This is a genomic window from Gordonia paraffinivorans, from assembly GCF_900683595.1.
GTDB lineage: Bacteria > Actinomycetota > Actinomycetes > Mycobacteriales > Mycobacteriaceae > Gordonia > Gordonia paraffinivorans.
In genome coordinates this window covers 1,518,860-1,534,949 of record NZ_CAACYD010000007.1, presented here as the reverse complement: position 1 = coordinate 1,534,949, position 16,090 = coordinate 1,518,860, and the positions used below count along the sequence as shown (strand labels likewise).

Here is a 16,090-nt window from a genome sequence, read left to right as displayed (position 1 = left end):
GGGCCAAACCCGGCGAGTGACAGCGTCAGGCGGGGCTGGCCGACGCGCGGTCGGGCGCGGTGACGTCGATGCCGGCCTCCCGCCACGCCTCGCGCAACGCGTCGGCACCCTTCAGCCGCACCCAGGCGGCCTCGTTCGCGGTGATCGGGATCGCCCGCAGGAAGCGAACGGGGTCCATCGGCTCGGGCAGTGCCACCTCGCCGAGGTCGTCGTCGGCGAGCAGCACCGCGGTACACGACGACCCGTCCCACAGCGGTTCCCCGAGGTCGACCAGCGCGTCCGCGGTCAGGATCAGGCCCTCCACGGCCGGCGCGGCGGCCAGCGTCGCCATCCGCTTGTGCAGACCGGGCAGCGGGCTGTCGGGGCGCAGGCGCACCACCAGTTCGGCGCGGGGTCCGCGGAGCGGGTCGGCGTGCAGGTCGGTCGGATCGGTCATCGGGTGCCGCGCGCAGCCGGAGGTCACGTACACCAGTTCCTCGGGTCCGGCGTCGCCGGTCACGAACCGCAGCACGTCGATCGGCTCGACGCCGAGGAAGGTCACCGACGCACGCTGGGGTTCGACGCCGAGCCGGTCCAACAGGTACTTCCCGACGATGTCGGTCACCGATGCACTCACGTCCGACAGGCTACCGAGAGGCACTCCACGCCCCGGCGTCTCGTCTAGCCTGGGTGACATGGTCCGGGTTCTGGCGGTCGCCGACGAGGTGGTGGAATCCCTCGCCCTCGGCGTCGGCATCGAGGGCCGCCCCGACCTCGTGCTCGGTGCGGGCGACCTGCCGTTCGGCTACCTCGAGACCCTGTCCGAGCTGTGCGAGGCCCCGTGCGTCTACGTGCCCGGCAACCATGATCGCGACCTGCGGGGATACCGGCGGGGACGGACCGGCTGGACCCGCGCCGGTCTCCCGGCCGACGATCCCGGTCCGGCCGGCGCCGTCAACGCCGACGGCCGGACCGTCACCGTCGCAGGTCTCCGCATCTCCGGCCTCGGGGGGTCTCGCCGCTACAACGGCGGGTCGAACCAGTACACCGACGCCCAGCAGCGGCTGCGATCCCTGCGCCTGCGGTGCGGCAACGCCCTGAGCCGCGCGACGTCGAGGTCGGATCGCCCGGGTGTCGACATCCTCCTCACCCACAGCCCGGCCCGCGGCGTCGGCGACCGCGACGACGAGCCGCATCGCGGATTCGAGTGCTTCCACCCGCTCGTGCGGTCGCTACGACCGACGCTGCTGGTGCACGGTCACATCCATCCGTACGGCGACTGCCCCGCCGACCTGCCGATCGGCAAGCACACCACGTCGATGAACGTGGTCGGATACTGTCAGTTCGACATCGATCCCACTACCGGGAGGGTCGAGATCGTGAGGCGCAGACATGGCGCGTGACACCGGTTTCCCCGAGGCGGACGCGGAGAACGACTTCGCACGGTTACGCCGCCAGGCCGAACGTGCCCGTCTCGCACAGTGGTTCACGCGTCAGCCCGCCGACATCAACGCGATCCTGCCGTTCGACGAGGTGTGCGCGGCGCTCGGCGTGACCGGCAAGACCGTGCTCGGACTCCAGGTGGTGGAGGTGTCCTCCATCGTCGGAAGCGTCGACCGCACCAAGGATTTCGACCGCTACTTCCGGCCGACCTCCTCCCGGGTGCGCGAGCGGTGGCAGCGGCTCGCGGCCGCGCAGCGGCGCGGCGAGTCCATGCCACCGGTGCAGCTCTATCGCATCGGCTCGATGCACTTCGTCATCGACGGACATCACCGCGTGTCGATCGCGATCGCCCGCGGATACCGCACCATCGACGCCTACGTCACCGAGATCCACACGCGGATATCGCCGGAGGGCATCAACGCGCCGTCGGACCTGATCCTCAAGGACCACCGGCGGCTCTTCCTGTCCCGCGTGCCGCTCGAGGGCTCCCAAGCCGACGCGATCCGCCTGTCCGATCCCTTCGACTACGCCGAGCTCGCCGAGAACGTGGAGGCGTGGGGGTTCCGGCTCAGCCAGGAGATCGGCGAGTTCCTCAGCCGCACCGAGGTCGCGCGCCGGTGGTTCGGCGAGGAGTTCCTGCCCGTCGTCCGCATGGCGCGTCGGGCCGGCATCCGCGAGGACATCGAGAGCGACGCCGAGCTGTACCTGTGGCTCGCCTGCGAGCGGTACCGCCTGATCCGCCGGCACGTGTGGGACGAGAAGGTGTTCGACGAACTGCGCGACCACTCCCGCCGGCACCGCCGATAGGCCTGTCGGACACGACGAACGCCACCCCGGACTCGCTGGTGATCGCCCGCGAATCCGGGGTGGCGCTCGGCGTGGGTGTCGGTGACGCCGCTCAGCGACGACGCAGCGATTCGCCCGAGTTCTGGTCGAAGACCGCGACCTTCGACGCGTCGTAGAACAGCTCGGCGGTCGACCCGCGGGTGACCTTCGAATCCGGTGACAGGCGCGCGATGAGCTGGCTTCCGCCCAGGTCGGCGCCGGAGTCGGCGGACAGCTCGGCAAGCGCGTCGCTCGACGCCCGCGACCCCGAGCCGATCCCGAAGTAGGCGTAGATGTCCGAGCCCATCGACTCCAGGACGTCGATGTTCGCCGAGAACGTCGCCCCCTGGGCACGCGTGGTCGGGTCGACCAGCGCGGCGTCCTCGATGTGCTCGGGACGGATGCCGACGAGGACCTCGCCGCTGCTGCCGACGTCACCGGCCCGCGAGAGCACCGAACGGAGATCGTCGAGTGCGATCGTGCCGATCGGGGTGTCGATGCCCTCGGTGCTCAGCCGGCCGGGCAGGAAGTTCATCGCGGGTGAACCGATGAAGCCGGCGACGAACACGTTGGCCGGGTTGTTGTAGAGCTCCTGCGGGGTGCCGATCTGCTGGACGTGCCCGCCGCGCAGCACGACGACGCGGTCGCCGAGGGTCATCGCCTCGGTCTGGTCGTGCGTCACGTACACCGTGGTGGTGCCCAGACGCTGCTGCAGCTGCGCGATCTCCGTGCGCATCTGCACACGCAGCTTCGCGTCGAGGTTCGACAGCGGCTCGTCCATCAGGAACGCCTTGGGCGAGCGCACGATCGCGCGGCCCATCGCCACGCGCTGGCGCTGGCCGCCGGACAGGTTCGCCGGCTTGCGGTCGAGGTACTGCCCGAGGTCGAGTATGCGGGCGGCCTCGTCGACCTTCGCCGCGATCTCGTCCTTCGGCAGCTTCTGCAGCGTCAGCGGGAAGGCGATGTTCTCCCGGACGGTCATGTGCGGGTAGAGCGCGTAGCTCTGGAACACCATCGCGATGTCGCGGTCCTTGGGGGCGCGCTCGTTGACGCGCTCGCCGTCGATCCGCAACTCGCCCGAGGTGATGTCCTCGAGGCCCGCGATCATGTTGAGGGTCGTGGACTTTCCGCAGCCCGACGGCCCGACGAGGATCACGAACTCGCCGTCGGCGATCTCGATGTCGACCTCGTGGACCGCGACCGAGCCGTCCGGGTACTTCTTGGTGACCTTGTCCAGAACGATGTCTGCCATGGGTTATCCCTTCACGGCGCCGGATGTCAGGCCGGCCACGATTCGACGTTGGAAGAAGAGAACGAAGATGATGATGGGGATCGTGATCACGACCGCGGCGGCCGAGATCGATCCCGTCGGTTCCTCGAACTGAGAGCTGCCGGTGAAGTTCGCGATCGCCACCGGCGCGGTGATCGCGCGTTCGGTGGAGGTCAGTGACAGCGCCAGCAGCAGGTCGTTCCAGGCGAAGATGAACACCAGGATCGCCGCGGTCACCACACCGGGGGCCGCCAGCGGGGCGATCACCTTGGTGAACGCCTGGAACGGCGTGGCGCCGTCCATCTTCGCGGCCTTCTCGAGTTCCCAGGGGATCTCGCGGAAGAACGCCGACAGCGTGTAGATCGCCAGCGGCAGCGCGAAGGTGATGTACGGCAGGATCAGGCCCGGCCAGGTGTCGAACAGGCCGAGTCGGCGCTCGATGTTGAACAGCGGCGTCACCAGCGAGATCTGCGGGAACATCGCGATGAGCAGCGCCGCGCCGATGAGGACCTTCTTGCCCGGGAACTCCAGTCGCGCCACGGCGTAGGCCGCCATGGTGCCGAGGATGACCGCGATGAGGGTGGTGATCAGGCCGACACCGATCGAGTTGATCAGCGCCGAGGTGAAGGCGCTCGTGTCGAAGATCGACTTGTAGTTGTCGAGGGTCCATTCCTTCGGGATGAAGCTGCCGTCGGTCACGCTCGACGCGGGCTTGAACGACAGGCTGATGATCCACAGCAGCGGGATGAGCGCGTACAGGATCACCAGGATGTTGGCGATGGACCACCAGGCCTTCGATTTACCGCTCGCATTCACCGGCTTACCTCCCCTCGTCGTCGGAACCCGGTGCGGCGGTGCCGAACCCCTTGATGAACACGAATGCGATCAGCGCCACGCACAAGAAGATCAGGATCGAGATCGCCGATCCCACACCGAGGTTGAAGGCCTTGAACAGGTTGTCGTAACCGAGCATCGAGACCGAGTAGGTGCTGTTGGACCCTCGCGTGAGCACGTAGATGTTGTCGAAGACGCGGAACGCGTCGAGCGTGCGGAACAGCAGCGCCACCAGGATGGCCGGCTTCATCAGCGGAAGGATGATGCGCCACAATCGCGTCCACGCCCCCGCACCGTCGACCTGGGCCGCCTTCAGCAGGTCGTCGGGCACCAGGGCCAGACCCGCCAGCAGCAGCAACGCCATGAACGGCGTGGTCTTCCAGACCTCGGCGAGGACGATGATCGCCAGCGACGGCCACTGCTCGGTGAGCGGCGCGCTGCCGTCGGGCAGCAGGTTCGCCAGATAGCCGGTGCCCGGCGTCCAGGCGTAGTACCAGGAGAACGCCGCGGCCACGGTGACGATGCCGTACGGGATCAGGACCACCGTGCGGATCGTCCCCCGCCCGAAGATCGTCCGGTGCATCACCAGCGCGATGGCCATGCCCAGGACGAACTCGATGATCACCGACACGACCGTGATGCCCAGCGTGACCGAGAACGCGGTCCACCAGTAGCCGTCGGAGAGCACTGCCCCGTAGTTGGAGAACCAGACGAACTCGCGTTCACCCGGCGCGGACAGGCTCATCTTGTTCAGCGAGAGCCAGAACGCGTAGATGATCGGGTATCCGGTCACCAGCAGCATCATGATCGCGGCGGGGGCGATCAGCCAATACGCCAGCCGGCGCTCGGCCGATTTGCCCTCGCTCAGCCTGGCCTTCTTGGCCTTCTTCTCCTCGCGGGGACGTTCGGCGAGAGCGGTCGCGGCACCCGTCGCGTCTCCGGCCGGTGTCGCGGCACCCGGGGCGTTCCATCCGCCCGCGGAGCCGGAGGTGTCGGCGGCCTGCTGTTCGTGACGGCCGCCGGGCGGCGGCTTCCACAGTTCGGCGGACTGGACCGGCGGCGGCCCACCGACTATCGGGATGGGGCCGGTCTGCGGGGGCGCATCGTCGGGCAGTGCGTGGCGGCCGGCGCGGAAGCCGGACTCGTTGCCCGGATCCTCGTCGCGGGGCGTGTTCTCGTCGGTCACGGGATCAACCCTTCCCCGTTGATTGCCTTCTGGACGGCGTCGGCCAGCTCATCGACCAGGGTCTCCGGGTCCCAGGCGCCGACCGGACTCAGCTTCGCCTGCAGCAGGGTCGAGATCGCCTGATAGTCGGGCGACTTCGGACGCACCGCGGCGTGTTCGGGCTCCAGCTGCCGCTTGATCTCCTCCCACATCGGGTAGGCGAGCCGGAAATCACGGTCGTCGTAGATGGATTCGATGACCGGCGGCGGACCCGCGTTGAGCGAGAACATCTTCTGCGACGCCTCGTTGGTGATGCACTCGGCCGCCTGCCAGGCCAGATCCTGCTGCTTGGAGGTGCTGGCGACCGCGATGTTGAGACCGCCGAGGGTGGTCTTGGTCGGCAGGCCCTCGAAGCCCGGGTACGGGGCGAAGTCGAAGACCTTCTGCATCTCGCGGTTCACCGGGATGACGTCGCGGTCCGACGGCGGGTTGTTCGGGTCGGCGTACAGGTTGGCGAAGCGCTTCAGGTCGAGGAACGGGACGCTGCCCGCGATCGCGTTCTCGCGCATACCGGGGAACACGAAGGGCCAGTTGACCTCGTAGAGCGCCTTGCCGCTCTCCATGCCGAGCCGCGCGGAGCCCTCGTCGGAGTTGGACAGCGACGGGTCGTGGCCGGGCGCGGTGGCGACCGCCTTCAGCGTGCGCAGCGCGCGCACGGTCGCCGCGCGGTGCTCGGGGGTGTCGTTCAGCGTGACCTTGTCGGGGTCGTCGGGGTCGACGACCTGGCCGCCGGCGCTGACGAGCACCGAGTTGAACCACACCATCAGGCCCTCGTACTGCCGGCCCTGCACCATGATGTAGGTCGGACCGCCGTTGCGGCCGCTGATGAGCGCGTCCTCCAGCATGCCGTCCCAGGTGGAGGCCGGGCGCTTGCGACCGACCTTGTCCTCCAGGACGTCCTTGCGATACCAGAGCAATTGGGTGTTGGTGGAGAACGGGATCGCGTAGAGGCGCTCGTTCTCGTCGTCCTCGGTCTTCCACACCGCCGTGTCGAGCGGGCCGCCCAGGGAACGCTCGGTGACCGCGGCCGCCAACTCGTCGGGAACCGGCACCATCCAACCGGCGTCGGCGAATTCGGCGGTCCACACGACGTCCATGCCCATCAGGTCCAGGCCTGCGTCGTTGCCCGCCAGCCGCCGCGCGAGCTGTAGTCGCTGGTCGTCGGCCCCCTTGGGGAGGGGCGTCGTGACGACCTTGTAGGCGCCGCCCGACTCGGCCGAGCACTTGTCGCCGATCGCGGCGAAGGTGTCGGCGCCGTCGGCCGGCGGATAGAAATTCAGTACGCCCGCTTCGTATCCCGCCCCACAGGCGGAGACGACGGGCAGGATCGCCGCCGCGGCGACCGCGGCCGCGACGACCTTTCGCCTTACGCGGCTTGTGGTTCGGGAATTCTTCGGGCCGCTGCCCGACCGCCCGGCGCTGCCGGGTCGGCCCGATACATCAGTGCTCACCCTGCTCCGCACGCAGCCTCCTCGATGTCGTACGCGGCGCAACACGAGCGGGGTGCTCCGCCGTGAGCGTCCGAGGTGCAACGCTATACGTCACGATTCGTGACATGCAACACATTCGGCATGGGCGTGCCACTCCGTCCGGAATCGTGATCGTGCCGTGTCCGAATGCCGCCGACGGGCTCAGGGCTGCAGGCGCGCGAGCATGTCGCGCGCTTTTTCTGCGGATTTGGGATCGCAGAGGACGTCGTAGCGACCGGCGACCAACTGCATCGTGGACGCGAAGTCGCGCTGGCCCCGGGTCGCGGCGTAGGGAATCGTCGCGGAGATCACACCGAAGACCATGCCGCCGACGAGGCCGACGATGATCGGCCCGAGCGGGTTGCCGGTGAACACCAGGGCGACGAGGCAGCCGAAGAAGAAGCCGAGCCAGGCGCCCGACACCAGGCCGCCGCCGATGACCTTGCCCCAGGTGAGTCGACCGATGACCCGCTCGACCTGCATCAGGTCGACACCCACGATGGTCACGTCCTCGACCGTGAAGTTCTGGTCGGACAGGTAGTCCACCGCGCGCTGGGCCTCGGCGTAGGTCGAATAGGAACCGATCGGCCAACCCTTGGGCGGGGTCGGGAGCCCGGGCGTCTCGCGACTCGGGCGCATGGGATTCGTCATCTCGTCGAACCTTCCCCTTCTACAAGCGTCTCTTCGGGCGTCGACGCCCACGGGAGTCGACGTCGACCATGACGGTCGGGCGGTCGCCTCGACCGTCGGCCGTCGCATTGGCACTACCCTTACTTCCATGTCGTCGGTGAGCAAGGTTTTCGTGGCCAGATTAGTCGGATTGGCCGTCCTTGGTCCCGATGGCGAATCGATCGGGCGCGTCCGCGACGTCGTGCTCTCGATCCGGCTCTCCGGCCAGCAGCCGCGCGCCCTCGGCCTGGCCGTCGAACTGACCACGCGCCGAAGGATTTTCGTCCCGATGCTGCGCGTCACGAACATCGAGCCGCGCGCGGTCACGCTGAACACCGGCACGGTGAGCCTGCGCCGGCTCCACCTCCGCCCCGGCGAGGCGCTGGCGATCGGCCAGGTGCTCGACACGCGTGTGCGCGTCGTCGACCCGGATCTCCCCGAGCTCGCCGACGCCGACGTGACCGTCGTCGACCTCTGCATCGAGCGCACCCGGACCCGCGACTGGGTCGTCTCGCGGGTCGCGGTCCGCGCGGGGCGGCGCGGCCTGCGCCGGCGCCACGAGACCCACGTCGTGGACTGGTCCAGCGTGCACGGCATCACCCAGAGCGCGCTGAACCTGCCGGGACAGGGCGTCGCCCAGGCACTCCTGCAGTTCGAGGGGATGCGCGCGGCCGACGTCGCCAACGCCTTGCGGGAGTTGCCGTCCAAGCGGCGCGGCGAGATCGCCTCGGCGCTCGACGACGAACGGCTCGCCGACGTCCTGCAGGAGCTCCCGCCCGACGACCAGAAGGCGATGCTGGCGATCCTCGGCCGCGACCGCGCGGTCGCCATCCTCGAGGAGATGGACCCCGACGACGCGGCCGACCTCCTCGGCGAGCTGCCCGACACCGAGGCCGAGGCGCTGCTCGAGGAGATGGACCCCGAGGAGTCCGAGCCGGTGCGCCGCCTGCTCCTGCACTCCCCCGACACCGCCGGCGGTGTGATGACCACCGAACCGGTCATCGTCACCCCGTCGACGACGATCGCCGAGGCCCTGGCACGGGTCCGCGACCCGGATCTGACGCCCGCGGCGGCGAGCATCGTCTTCGTCGTGCGCCCGCCCACCTCGACGCCGACCGGCAAGTACCTGGGCTGCGTGCACCTGCAGGCCATGCTGCGCGAACCGCCCGCCCATCTCGTCGGCGGAATCCTCGACACCGACCTGGCCGTCCTGCGTCCGGAGGACTCCCTGGAGACGATGACCCGTTACTTCGCCACCTACAACCTCGTGTGCGGCCCGGTCGTCGACGAGGCGGGACACCTCCTCGGCGCGGTGAGCGTCGACGACCTGCTCGACGAGCTCCTGCCGCGCGACTGGCGCGAGACCGAGCCCGAGGACGTCGCGAATCCCGGCTCCGGCGGGGTGAGGCTCCGATGAGCGAGGGTCGCAAGCTCGACACACCCAGCACGCGGGGACCCCGCTTCTCCTTCAACCTCGACTCCGACGTCGTCGGGATGTACAGCGAGCGGATCGCGCGATTCCTGGGCACCGGTCGCTACCTGGCCATCCAGACCGTCATCGTCGTGGTGTGGATCGTGCTGAACCTCGCGGCCGTGGCGATCCGCTGGGACCCGTATCCGTTCATCCTGCTCAATCTCGCCTTCTCCACCCAGGCGGCCTACGCGGCGCCGCTGATCCTGCTGGCCCAGAACCGCCAGGAGAACCGGGACCGCGTGTCCCTGGAGGAGGACCGGGCCCGCGCGGCGCAGACCAAGGCCGACACCGAGTTCCTGGCGCGCGAGCTCGCGGCCGTCCGCCTGGCGCTCGGCGACACCGTCACCCGCGACTACCTCCGCCGCGAGTTCGACGAGCTGCTCGACGAGCTCACCGAACGGCTCAAGGCGAAGGACGCCGACGACGAAGTCGGCGACGACGCCGCCGAGAAGTCGCACTGACGAGCCCCCGGCGGCCGCATCCGGGAAGTTCACAGCACCGCGAGACCCACTCGGTACGTCACTCCGGTAACTTCTGTCCCATCGCATTCGCGTCGGTAACTTTCCGGGTCCCGTCAGCGAATTCACTGCCGATGATCAAATGTCGGGTTCGCCATTTGGTCATCGGACCCACTATGTATGGTGGGTCACAGTTTGGGCCAGACCGGTCCCACCTCACCGGTTTCCGGCCGGCGCATTCGCTCCCGGCTCACGGGCCGACGGACCCGGGACGTGCATTCACCGCGAATCGGGGGGGCAGACGTGTCGTGTGTTGACAACGGAGTTGATGTGAACGTGCATTCGATGCGGCAGGAACGGACGGCAAACCGTCCGACACGGTCGACGAGGTCGGTGGAGTGCCCAGCGGCGCCCGGGTCCGGGCGCCCCGAGCAGGACGCCGGCCGCCGATGAGCCCGGTGGATCTCGTGCGGCGGCGCCGCGGACCGCGCCGTCCCCGTCGCTTCCCCCGCCGCACCGCGACCGTTGCCGTCGGCGGCGCACTGGTCGGCGCGATGGTGCTCGGCACCACCGCGTCGAGTGCACACGGTGTGCTCGTCGCGTCGCCTGCCGAGCCCGCCGAACCCGTGGCGCTGGCCGAGGTCGTCGCCGGCTCCCCGGCCACGCTCCTCGGTTTCGCACCGCCGCCGGAGAAGCCGGCGCCCATCGCCCCGCAGTTCCGGCTCGCGAGCGACCTCCCGTCGGGTCCGCTCGGCATACCCGGCATCGTGCTGCAGGCCTACAAGCTGGCGGCCAACCGCGTCGGCGCCGAGAGCCCGCAGTGCAAGCTGCCGTGGTTCCTGCTCGCCGGCATCGGCCGCATCGAGTCCAACCATGCGTCCAACGGCTCCGTCGACCAGTACGGCACGACGATCAACCCGATCGCCGGCCCGGTCCTCGACGGTTCGCTGGCGGGCAACGCCGTCATCAAGGACACCGACGGCGGCCGCCTCGACGGCGATCCCGTACACGACCGCGCGATGGGCCCGATGCAGTTCATCCCCAGCACGTGGGCCGCGTGGGGTTCGGACGCCAACGGCGACGGCAAGGCCGACCCGAACAACGTCTTCGACGCCACCTACTCCGCGGGGCGCTACCTGTGCGCCGGGGTCACCGACATCATGGCCGAGGGCACCCGCGTCTCGGCGATCCTGCGCTACAACCGCTCGATGGAGTACGTCGTCAACGTGCTGACCTGGGCCAGTGCGTACGCGACCGGCGTGATGCCGACCAACCCGGTCCCCGAGGCCAAGCGGCTGGCGTCGAGCACGTCGAAGAAGAAGCCGAGCAGCTCGTCGTCGAGCACCTCGAGCTCACCGTCGGCGCCGCCCACCTCCGCGCCGCCGTCGACGCGCCGACCGGGCCCGCCGCCGCAGGACTGCTTCATCGTGTGCCTGCCGACGATCACCCTGCCCGGCCAGCCGGCCCCGCCGCCGACCAAGAAGGCGCCGACGACCCGCCAGGCCCCCGCGAATCAGCCCGGACCTGCGACGACCCCGGTTCCCGCCCGCTGACCTCCCGGCTCGGCGGGCGAGCCGGGACCTCCACCCGGCCCGGTCGTCGTCGCCGGTAGTCTGGATGCGATGACAACTCCAGTCGCGCCCTCCGAATCGGCGGTTCGTGCCGCTCTGGGCAAGGTCAAGGATCCCGAGATCGGCAAGCCCATCACCGACATCGGGATGGTCAAGTCGGTCACCGTCAACGACGATGCCAGCGTCGACGTCGCGGTGTACCTGACGACGTCGGGCTGCCCCATGCGCACCGAGATCTCCCAGCGTGTGGAGACCGCGGTCTCCGACGTGCCGGGTGTCGGAGCGGTCCGCGTGGAACTCGACGTCATGAACGACGAGCAGCGGACCGAGCTGCGCAAGAAACTGCGCGGCGACAAGGCCGAACCGGTGATCCCGTTCGCCCAGCCCGGCTCGCTGACCCGCGTCTACGCGGTGGCATCCGGCAAGGGCGGCGTCGGCAAGTCCAGCGTCACCGTCAATCTCGCGGTCGCCCTGGCCGAACGCGGGCTCAGCGTCGGCGTCCTCGACGCCGACATCTACGGCCACTCGGTGCCGCGCATGCTCGGCAGCGACGCCAAGCCCACCCAGGTCGAGCGGATGATCATGCCGCCGATCAGCCACGGCGTGCGCTTCATCTCGATCGGCCAGTTCACCGACGGCAACACCCCGGTCACGTGGCGCGGCCCGATGCTGCACCGCGCGCTGCAGCAGTTCCTCGCCGACGTCTACTGGGGCGACCTCGACGTGCTGCTGCTCGACCTGCCGCCGGGCACCGGCGACGTCGCGATCTCGATCGCGCAGCTGATCCCGAACGCGGAGATCCTGGTGGTCACCACCCCGCAGCAGGCTGCGGCAGAGGTCGCCGAGCGGGCCGGCGCGATCGCTCTGCAGACCCGGCAGAAGATCCTGGGCGTGGTGGAGAACATGTCGTGGCTCGAACTGCCCGACGGCACCCGGATGGAGCCGTTCGGGTCCGGCGGCGGACAGAAGGTCGCCGACCGGCTCAGCCACATGGTCGGCGCACCGGTGGAACTGCTCGGACAGGTCCCGCTGGAGACCGCGCTGCGCGAGGGCGGCGACGCGGGGGTGCCGGTCGTGCTCTCCGCACCCGACTCGGCGTCGGGATCGGCGCTGCGCGCTATCGCCTCGAAGCTCGCGGTCCGCAAGCGCGGCCTGGCCGGCATGAGCCTCGGCCTCGACACCGTCCGGCACGACTGAGACCCCTACGACGACACCCCGGCCGCCCGTCTGGGTGGCCGGGGTGTCGTCGTAGGTGTCTCGTGTGCGGGAGGGCCTAGGTGGCGTCCCAGTCGGCCACCGACGGGCGTCCGCCCTCCGACCGTCGCGGCGACGCCTCTCCCCCGGTGTTCACCGGGCTCGCAGCGGTCCCGGCTTCGGTCTTCTCCATGGACAGCGGCGCCGACACCGGCTTGATCGGCGGGGCCGGCGAGGTGGTGCGGTCGACCGTCGTGGCGTCCTCCCCGAGCCGGAAGAGCGAATCGTCACCGTCGAGCAGATGCTTGGTGACCAGCGTGCGCGGCGTCATGCCGCGTAGCTCGTTCAGGTCGGCCAGCGGCTTGCGGAGATCCTCGAACTCGGGCCCGAGTTCTTCCTTGAGCTGATTGGTCGCACCGGTCGCGTAGTCGCGGACCTTGCGGATCGACTGCATGGTCCAGGACACGGCACCGGGCAGGCGCTCCGGACCGAGGATCACCAATGCGGCGACCATCAGGATCGCGATCTCGCCCCATCCGATACTGCTGAACATCTACCTCGTCCCGGTCTCACTCACTCGATCGTCACGGCGCTCAGTCGCTCGCGGGAGTGATGGTGCCCTTGAACGTACGCCCGTCCCGCCAGTACTCGAACGGGACCTCCTGACCGATCTTCGCGGTCCGGATCGCCACATTCAACTCGTCGGCACTCTCGATGGCCCGATTGTTGAACGACGTGATGACGTCGTTCTCCCGGACCCCGGCCCGTTCGGCGGGGCCGCCGGCGACCACATTGCGCACCTGGGCGCCGAGGACGCGCTCGTTGCGCACCGAGCTCACGTTGACGCCGATCTGCGGGTGATTCACCTTGCCGTCGCGGATGAGCGCCTCGGCGATCGGCTTGGCGTCGTTGATCGGGATGGCGAATCCCAGGCCGATCGAGCCGCCGCCGGCACCGAGGCGCCCGGCGGTGTTGATGCCCACGACCTTGCCCTCGGCGCTGACCAGCGGACCGCCGGAGTTGCCGGGGTTGATCGCGGCGTCGGTCTGGATGGCGTCGATCACCGCGTCGGTGTCGGACTCGGCGTCCGGCGTGAGCGCCACCGGACGGTTGAGGGCGCTGACGATGCCGTGGGTCACCGTGCGGTTGAGACCGAGCGGCGATCCGAACGCGACGACCTCCTCGCCGATCTGCAGGTCGGCGGAGTTGCCGAGCACCGAGACGGTCGGGTTCTTGACGTTGTCGACCTTCAGCACCGCCAGATCGGTCTTCGGGTCGCGGCCCACGATCCGGGCCGGGACGCGCTGACGGTCGAAGAAGACCACCTCGAGCTTGGCGTTCTTGTCGCTGGCCGCGATCGAGATGACGTGGTTGTTGGTGAGGATGTAGCCGGCCTTGTCGATGACGAAGCCGGAACCCGTCGCGTAGGCGCCCGAGGCGCGGACGTCGATGGCGACCACGGACTCCTCCACCGACTGCGCGACCCCGGCGATCGACGACCGTGGTTCGTCGCCGCGGGTGGAGTCGTCGGTGGCGAGTTCGACCGAGTCCGTGGTGAGCGGCGCGGCCACCTCTGCGGTGTACCTGCCCATGAGCCCGCCGACGATCCCGATCAGCAGCGCGATCACGGCGAGCGTGGCCAGGGCGACCCAGCTGATCCGATTGCCCAGCAACACATCTCGAACGCCGAGCTTGGGGCCCGGGTCGGTCGGCGGTGCCGCCTCGGGCGTGGACAGCGCGGGTTCGGTGAGCCGGGCGGGCGACTCGGGATCGCGCCAGGGGTCCTCGGGACGGGGTTCGTCCTCGGTCTGCCCGTAGGCGGCGAGCGGGTCGCGCTGGAGCGTCTCGTCGGAACCGGGAGGACGCCCGAACGCCTCGGCGAGCACCGGGTCCGGTGGCGCGATCTGGGGTTGCGGCACCGAGTCGGTCCGGGTGTCGGTCGCGAACGAGCCACGCACGCCGGCGGGCCGGCCGAAGACCTGCGCGGTCTCGGGCGAGACCGGCACGTGCCCACGCCGGCCGGGGGTCAGGCGGTGCGAGCCGGGCGGGTTCTCGCGTCGCGCGAACTGCCCGTCGTCCACGGGGAGGTGCATGCCGTGACCGCCTGCCGCGGTCGTGTCGTCTCCGGTGTTCGAGTCCCGCTCGTGCCGCGGTCCGGGTCCGTTGGCCACGTTCACCGGCTCCGGCGACGGAGGTTGCGCCCGCGCCCGGCGTCACGGGCGAAGGGATTGGTGGCCGCCCGCAGCAGGGGGTTGCGGGCGGCGGGGATGTTGTCGGTCGGGGCCTGCGAGCCGAGATCGATCTCGCTGGTGGGGATCTGCGAGAGCTGGCCGAGCAGCGAGGCGGGCACGGACACCTGGCCCGACTCTCGCAGGCGGGTGCGGGCCAGGGACTGGGCCTCGACGGCCGAGACGCATTCCGGACAGAGAGCCAGGTGATGCGACGCGCGGGCATGGGCCGTCATACCGAGTTCGCCGTCGACGAAGGCGGCCACGGCCTCCGGCGCCAGGTGCTCGGTGGGGGCGAAACGGCGTCCACCGGCCCGGCCGGGCTCTCGATAGCCGCGATTGGGGAGGAACGAGGAGGGCGCGGGAGTCCACGCGTCGGTGCCGAGGTTGGATCGACGGCGACGGAGATTGGGGGTCGGGGGTTCGACACCGTTGCCCCGTGTCGCACGCCCGCGATCGCCGTCCGTCATCGTCGGTCACCCCTCTCCACGACGTCTACGCCGCAACTGTCGAAGTCTGCCACTCCTCGCGCCCCCGCCCTGTCGGTGGTCGCGATCGCCGGTCCGATAGCCACGGTACCCATCGACCGCGACCCTTGCCGGGACCCACGACGCGGCACTCGTGCGGCGTGGTGAAGCTTATCCGAGTCTGACAACGACGCCCGGCGCCGTGAGGTTCCCGGCGACGGGCGGTTGTGGTCGAGCTCGTGGGGCCGGTGCCCGGATCAGACCCGGGCGCCGACGACGACCGAGCGGCTGTCGGTGTGGCCCTGCGCGGCGAGGGCGTCGCGGATCGCCTGCCGGCCGCGGTGGATGCGGCTGCGGACCGTGCCCAGCTTCACGCCGAGCGTGGTCGCGATCTCCTCGTAGGACAAGCCCTCGATGTCACACAGCACGACCGCGGCACGGAACTCCGGGGCCAGCGAGTCGAGCGCGCGCTGCAGATCGGGATCGAGGTTCGCGGCGTCGAAGGCCTGCTGCGGATCGGGGGTGTCGGCCGGCACGCGGTCGTACTCCTCGGGCAGCGCCTCCATGCGGATCTTGTTGCGACGGCGGACCATGTCGAGGAACAGGTTGGTCGTGATGCGGTGCAGCCAGCCCTCGAACGTGCCCGGACGGTAGTTCGACAGCGACCGGAACACCCGGATGAAGGTCTCCTGCGTGAGGTCCTCGGCGTCGTGCTGATTCCCCGAGAGCCGGTAGGCCAGGCGATAGACGCGGTCGGCGTGCTCGCGCACGAGCTCCTCCCACGACGGCATGAGCAGTTCGTCGCCGGTGGCGTCGAAGCCTGCGGTGCCGGTGGGGACGGCAGCGACCTCGTCGATGGAATCACGGGGATCGGTCATGTTCGGTGGTCGGTTCCTCTCTCGTGAACACAGCCCGGTGACCAGAGCACTCACCGTTGTCCAACATCTCGACGACGGTTCGGTATTCCCGATTCGCCGGGACTTC

16 protein-coding genes are annotated in these 16,090 nt (G+C 69.6%); 6 read left to right on the top strand and 10 right to left on the bottom strand.

Features of this window, described 5'->3' with window-relative positions; translation table 11 throughout:
- Positions 1-25: 25 nt before the first annotated feature.
- Positions 26-616: a suppressor of fused domain protein gene (locus tag E1P53_RS20035; RefSeq protein WP_040527129.1), complete on the bottom strand. Its 591-nt coding sequence runs from the start codon at positions 614-616 to the stop codon at positions 26-28.
- A gap of 58 nt (positions 617-674) precedes the next feature.
- On the opposite strand from E1P53_RS20035, the gene E1P53_RS20030 reads away from it, so the two are divergent.
- Together E1P53_RS20030 and E1P53_RS20025 are read left to right on the top strand one after the other, a co-directional pair.
- Positions 675-1,382: a metallophosphoesterase family protein gene (locus E1P53_RS20030; protein WP_040527127.1), complete on the top strand. Its 708-nt coding sequence runs from the start codon at positions 675-677 to the stop codon at positions 1,380-1,382.
- Entirely contained in the window at positions 1,372-2,229 is an 858-nt protein-coding gene (locus tag E1P53_RS20025) for a hypothetical protein (protein WP_006901278.1), read from the top strand. The genes E1P53_RS20030 and E1P53_RS20025 overlap by 11 nt, the downstream gene beginning before the upstream one ends.
- Positions 2,230-2,320: 91 nt before the next feature.
- Here the strand turns inward: E1P53_RS20025 and E1P53_RS20020 are convergent, their stop codons facing one another.
- The 5 genes from E1P53_RS20020 to E1P53_RS20000 all read right to left on the bottom strand — a co-directional run bounded on the left by E1P53_RS20020 (position 2,321) and on the right by E1P53_RS20000 (position 7,696).
- The gene (locus E1P53_RS20020) at positions 2,321-3,499 is read right to left on the bottom strand and encodes an ABC transporter ATP-binding protein (protein WP_131735293.1); all 1,179 of its coding nucleotides are present in this window, start codon (positions 3,497-3,499) and stop codon (positions 2,321-2,323) included.
- Positions 3,500-3,502: 3 nt separating this feature from the next.
- Positions 3,503-4,333 carry a carbohydrate ABC transporter permease gene (locus E1P53_RS20015; RefSeq protein ID WP_006901276.1) on the bottom strand — a complete coding sequence of 277 codons (831 nt, stop codon included), beginning with the start codon at positions 4,331-4,333 and terminating at the stop codon, positions 3,503-3,505.
- A gap of 4 nt (positions 4,334-4,337) precedes the next feature.
- Complete coding sequence (locus E1P53_RS20010) at positions 4,338-5,537, bottom strand: carbohydrate ABC transporter permease (protein ID WP_131735292.1); 1,200 nt, start codon at positions 5,535-5,537, stop codon at positions 4,338-4,340.
- On the bottom strand, positions 5,534-6,904 hold the full coding sequence (locus E1P53_RS20005; protein ID WP_230824551.1) for an extracellular solute-binding protein: 1,371 nt from the start codon (positions 6,902-6,904) through the stop codon (positions 5,534-5,536). Before E1P53_RS20005 ends, E1P53_RS20010 begins: the two co-directional genes overlap by 4 nt.
- Before the next feature lie 303 nt (positions 6,905-7,207).
- On the bottom strand, positions 7,208-7,696 hold the full coding sequence (locus E1P53_RS20000) for a YflT domain-containing protein (protein ID WP_006901273.1): 489 nt from the start codon (positions 7,694-7,696) through the stop codon (positions 7,208-7,210).
- Positions 7,697-7,823: 127 nt separating this feature from the next.
- Here E1P53_RS20000 and E1P53_RS19995 point away from each other — a divergent pair, with 127 nt between their 5' ends.
- The 4 genes from E1P53_RS19995 (at position 7,824) to E1P53_RS19980 (ending at position 12,414) form a co-directional block, all read left to right on the top strand.
- Positions 7,824-9,131: a magnesium transporter MgtE N-terminal domain-containing protein gene (locus E1P53_RS19995; RefSeq protein WP_109238874.1), complete on the top strand. Its 1,308-nt coding sequence runs from the start codon at positions 7,824-7,826 to the stop codon at positions 9,129-9,131.
- Positions 9,128-9,649 carry a DUF1003 domain-containing protein gene (locus tag E1P53_RS19990; protein ID WP_006901271.1) on the top strand — a complete coding sequence of 174 codons (522 nt, stop codon included), beginning with the start codon at positions 9,128-9,130 and terminating at the stop codon, positions 9,647-9,649. The genes E1P53_RS19995 and E1P53_RS19990 overlap by 4 nt, the downstream gene beginning before the upstream one ends.
- Positions 9,650-10,095: 446 nt before the next feature.
- Positions 10,096-11,199: a lytic transglycosylase domain-containing protein gene (locus E1P53_RS19985; protein WP_131735291.1), complete on the top strand. Its 1,104-nt coding sequence runs from the start codon at positions 10,096-10,098 to the stop codon at positions 11,197-11,199.
- A 69-nt stretch (positions 11,200-11,268) separates the two neighbouring features.
- A complete protein-coding gene (locus E1P53_RS19980; protein WP_006901269.1) occupies positions 11,269-12,414 on the top strand; it encodes an Mrp/NBP35 family ATP-binding protein in 1,146 nt (381 codons plus the stop codon).
- 76 nt (positions 12,415-12,490) lie between these two features.
- Here E1P53_RS19980 and tatB read toward each other — a convergent pair whose 3' ends face one another.
- The 4 genes from tatB to sigE all read right to left on the bottom strand — a co-directional run bounded on the left by tatB (position 12,491) and on the right by sigE (position 15,984).
- On the bottom strand, positions 12,491-12,964 hold the full coding sequence (tatB, locus tag E1P53_RS19975) for a Sec-independent protein translocase protein TatB (protein WP_131735290.1): 474 nt from the start codon (positions 12,962-12,964) through the stop codon (positions 12,491-12,493).
- 40 nt (positions 12,965-13,004) lie between these two features.
- Entirely contained in the window at positions 13,005-14,582 is a 1,578-nt protein-coding gene (locus tag E1P53_RS19970) for a S1C family serine protease (RefSeq protein ID WP_371831011.1), read from the bottom strand.
- A 2-nt stretch (positions 14,583-14,584) separates the two neighbouring features.
- Positions 14,585-15,109, bottom strand: coding sequence for a hypothetical protein (locus E1P53_RS19965; protein ID WP_131735289.1), 525 nt, complete (start codon positions 15,107-15,109; stop codon positions 14,585-14,587).
- A 254-nt stretch (positions 15,110-15,363) separates the two neighbouring features.
- A complete protein-coding gene (gene sigE / locus E1P53_RS19960) occupies positions 15,364-15,984 on the bottom strand; it encodes an RNA polymerase sigma factor SigE (protein ID WP_006901265.1) in 621 nt (206 codons plus the stop codon).
- Positions 15,985-16,090 lie beyond the last annotated feature (106 nt).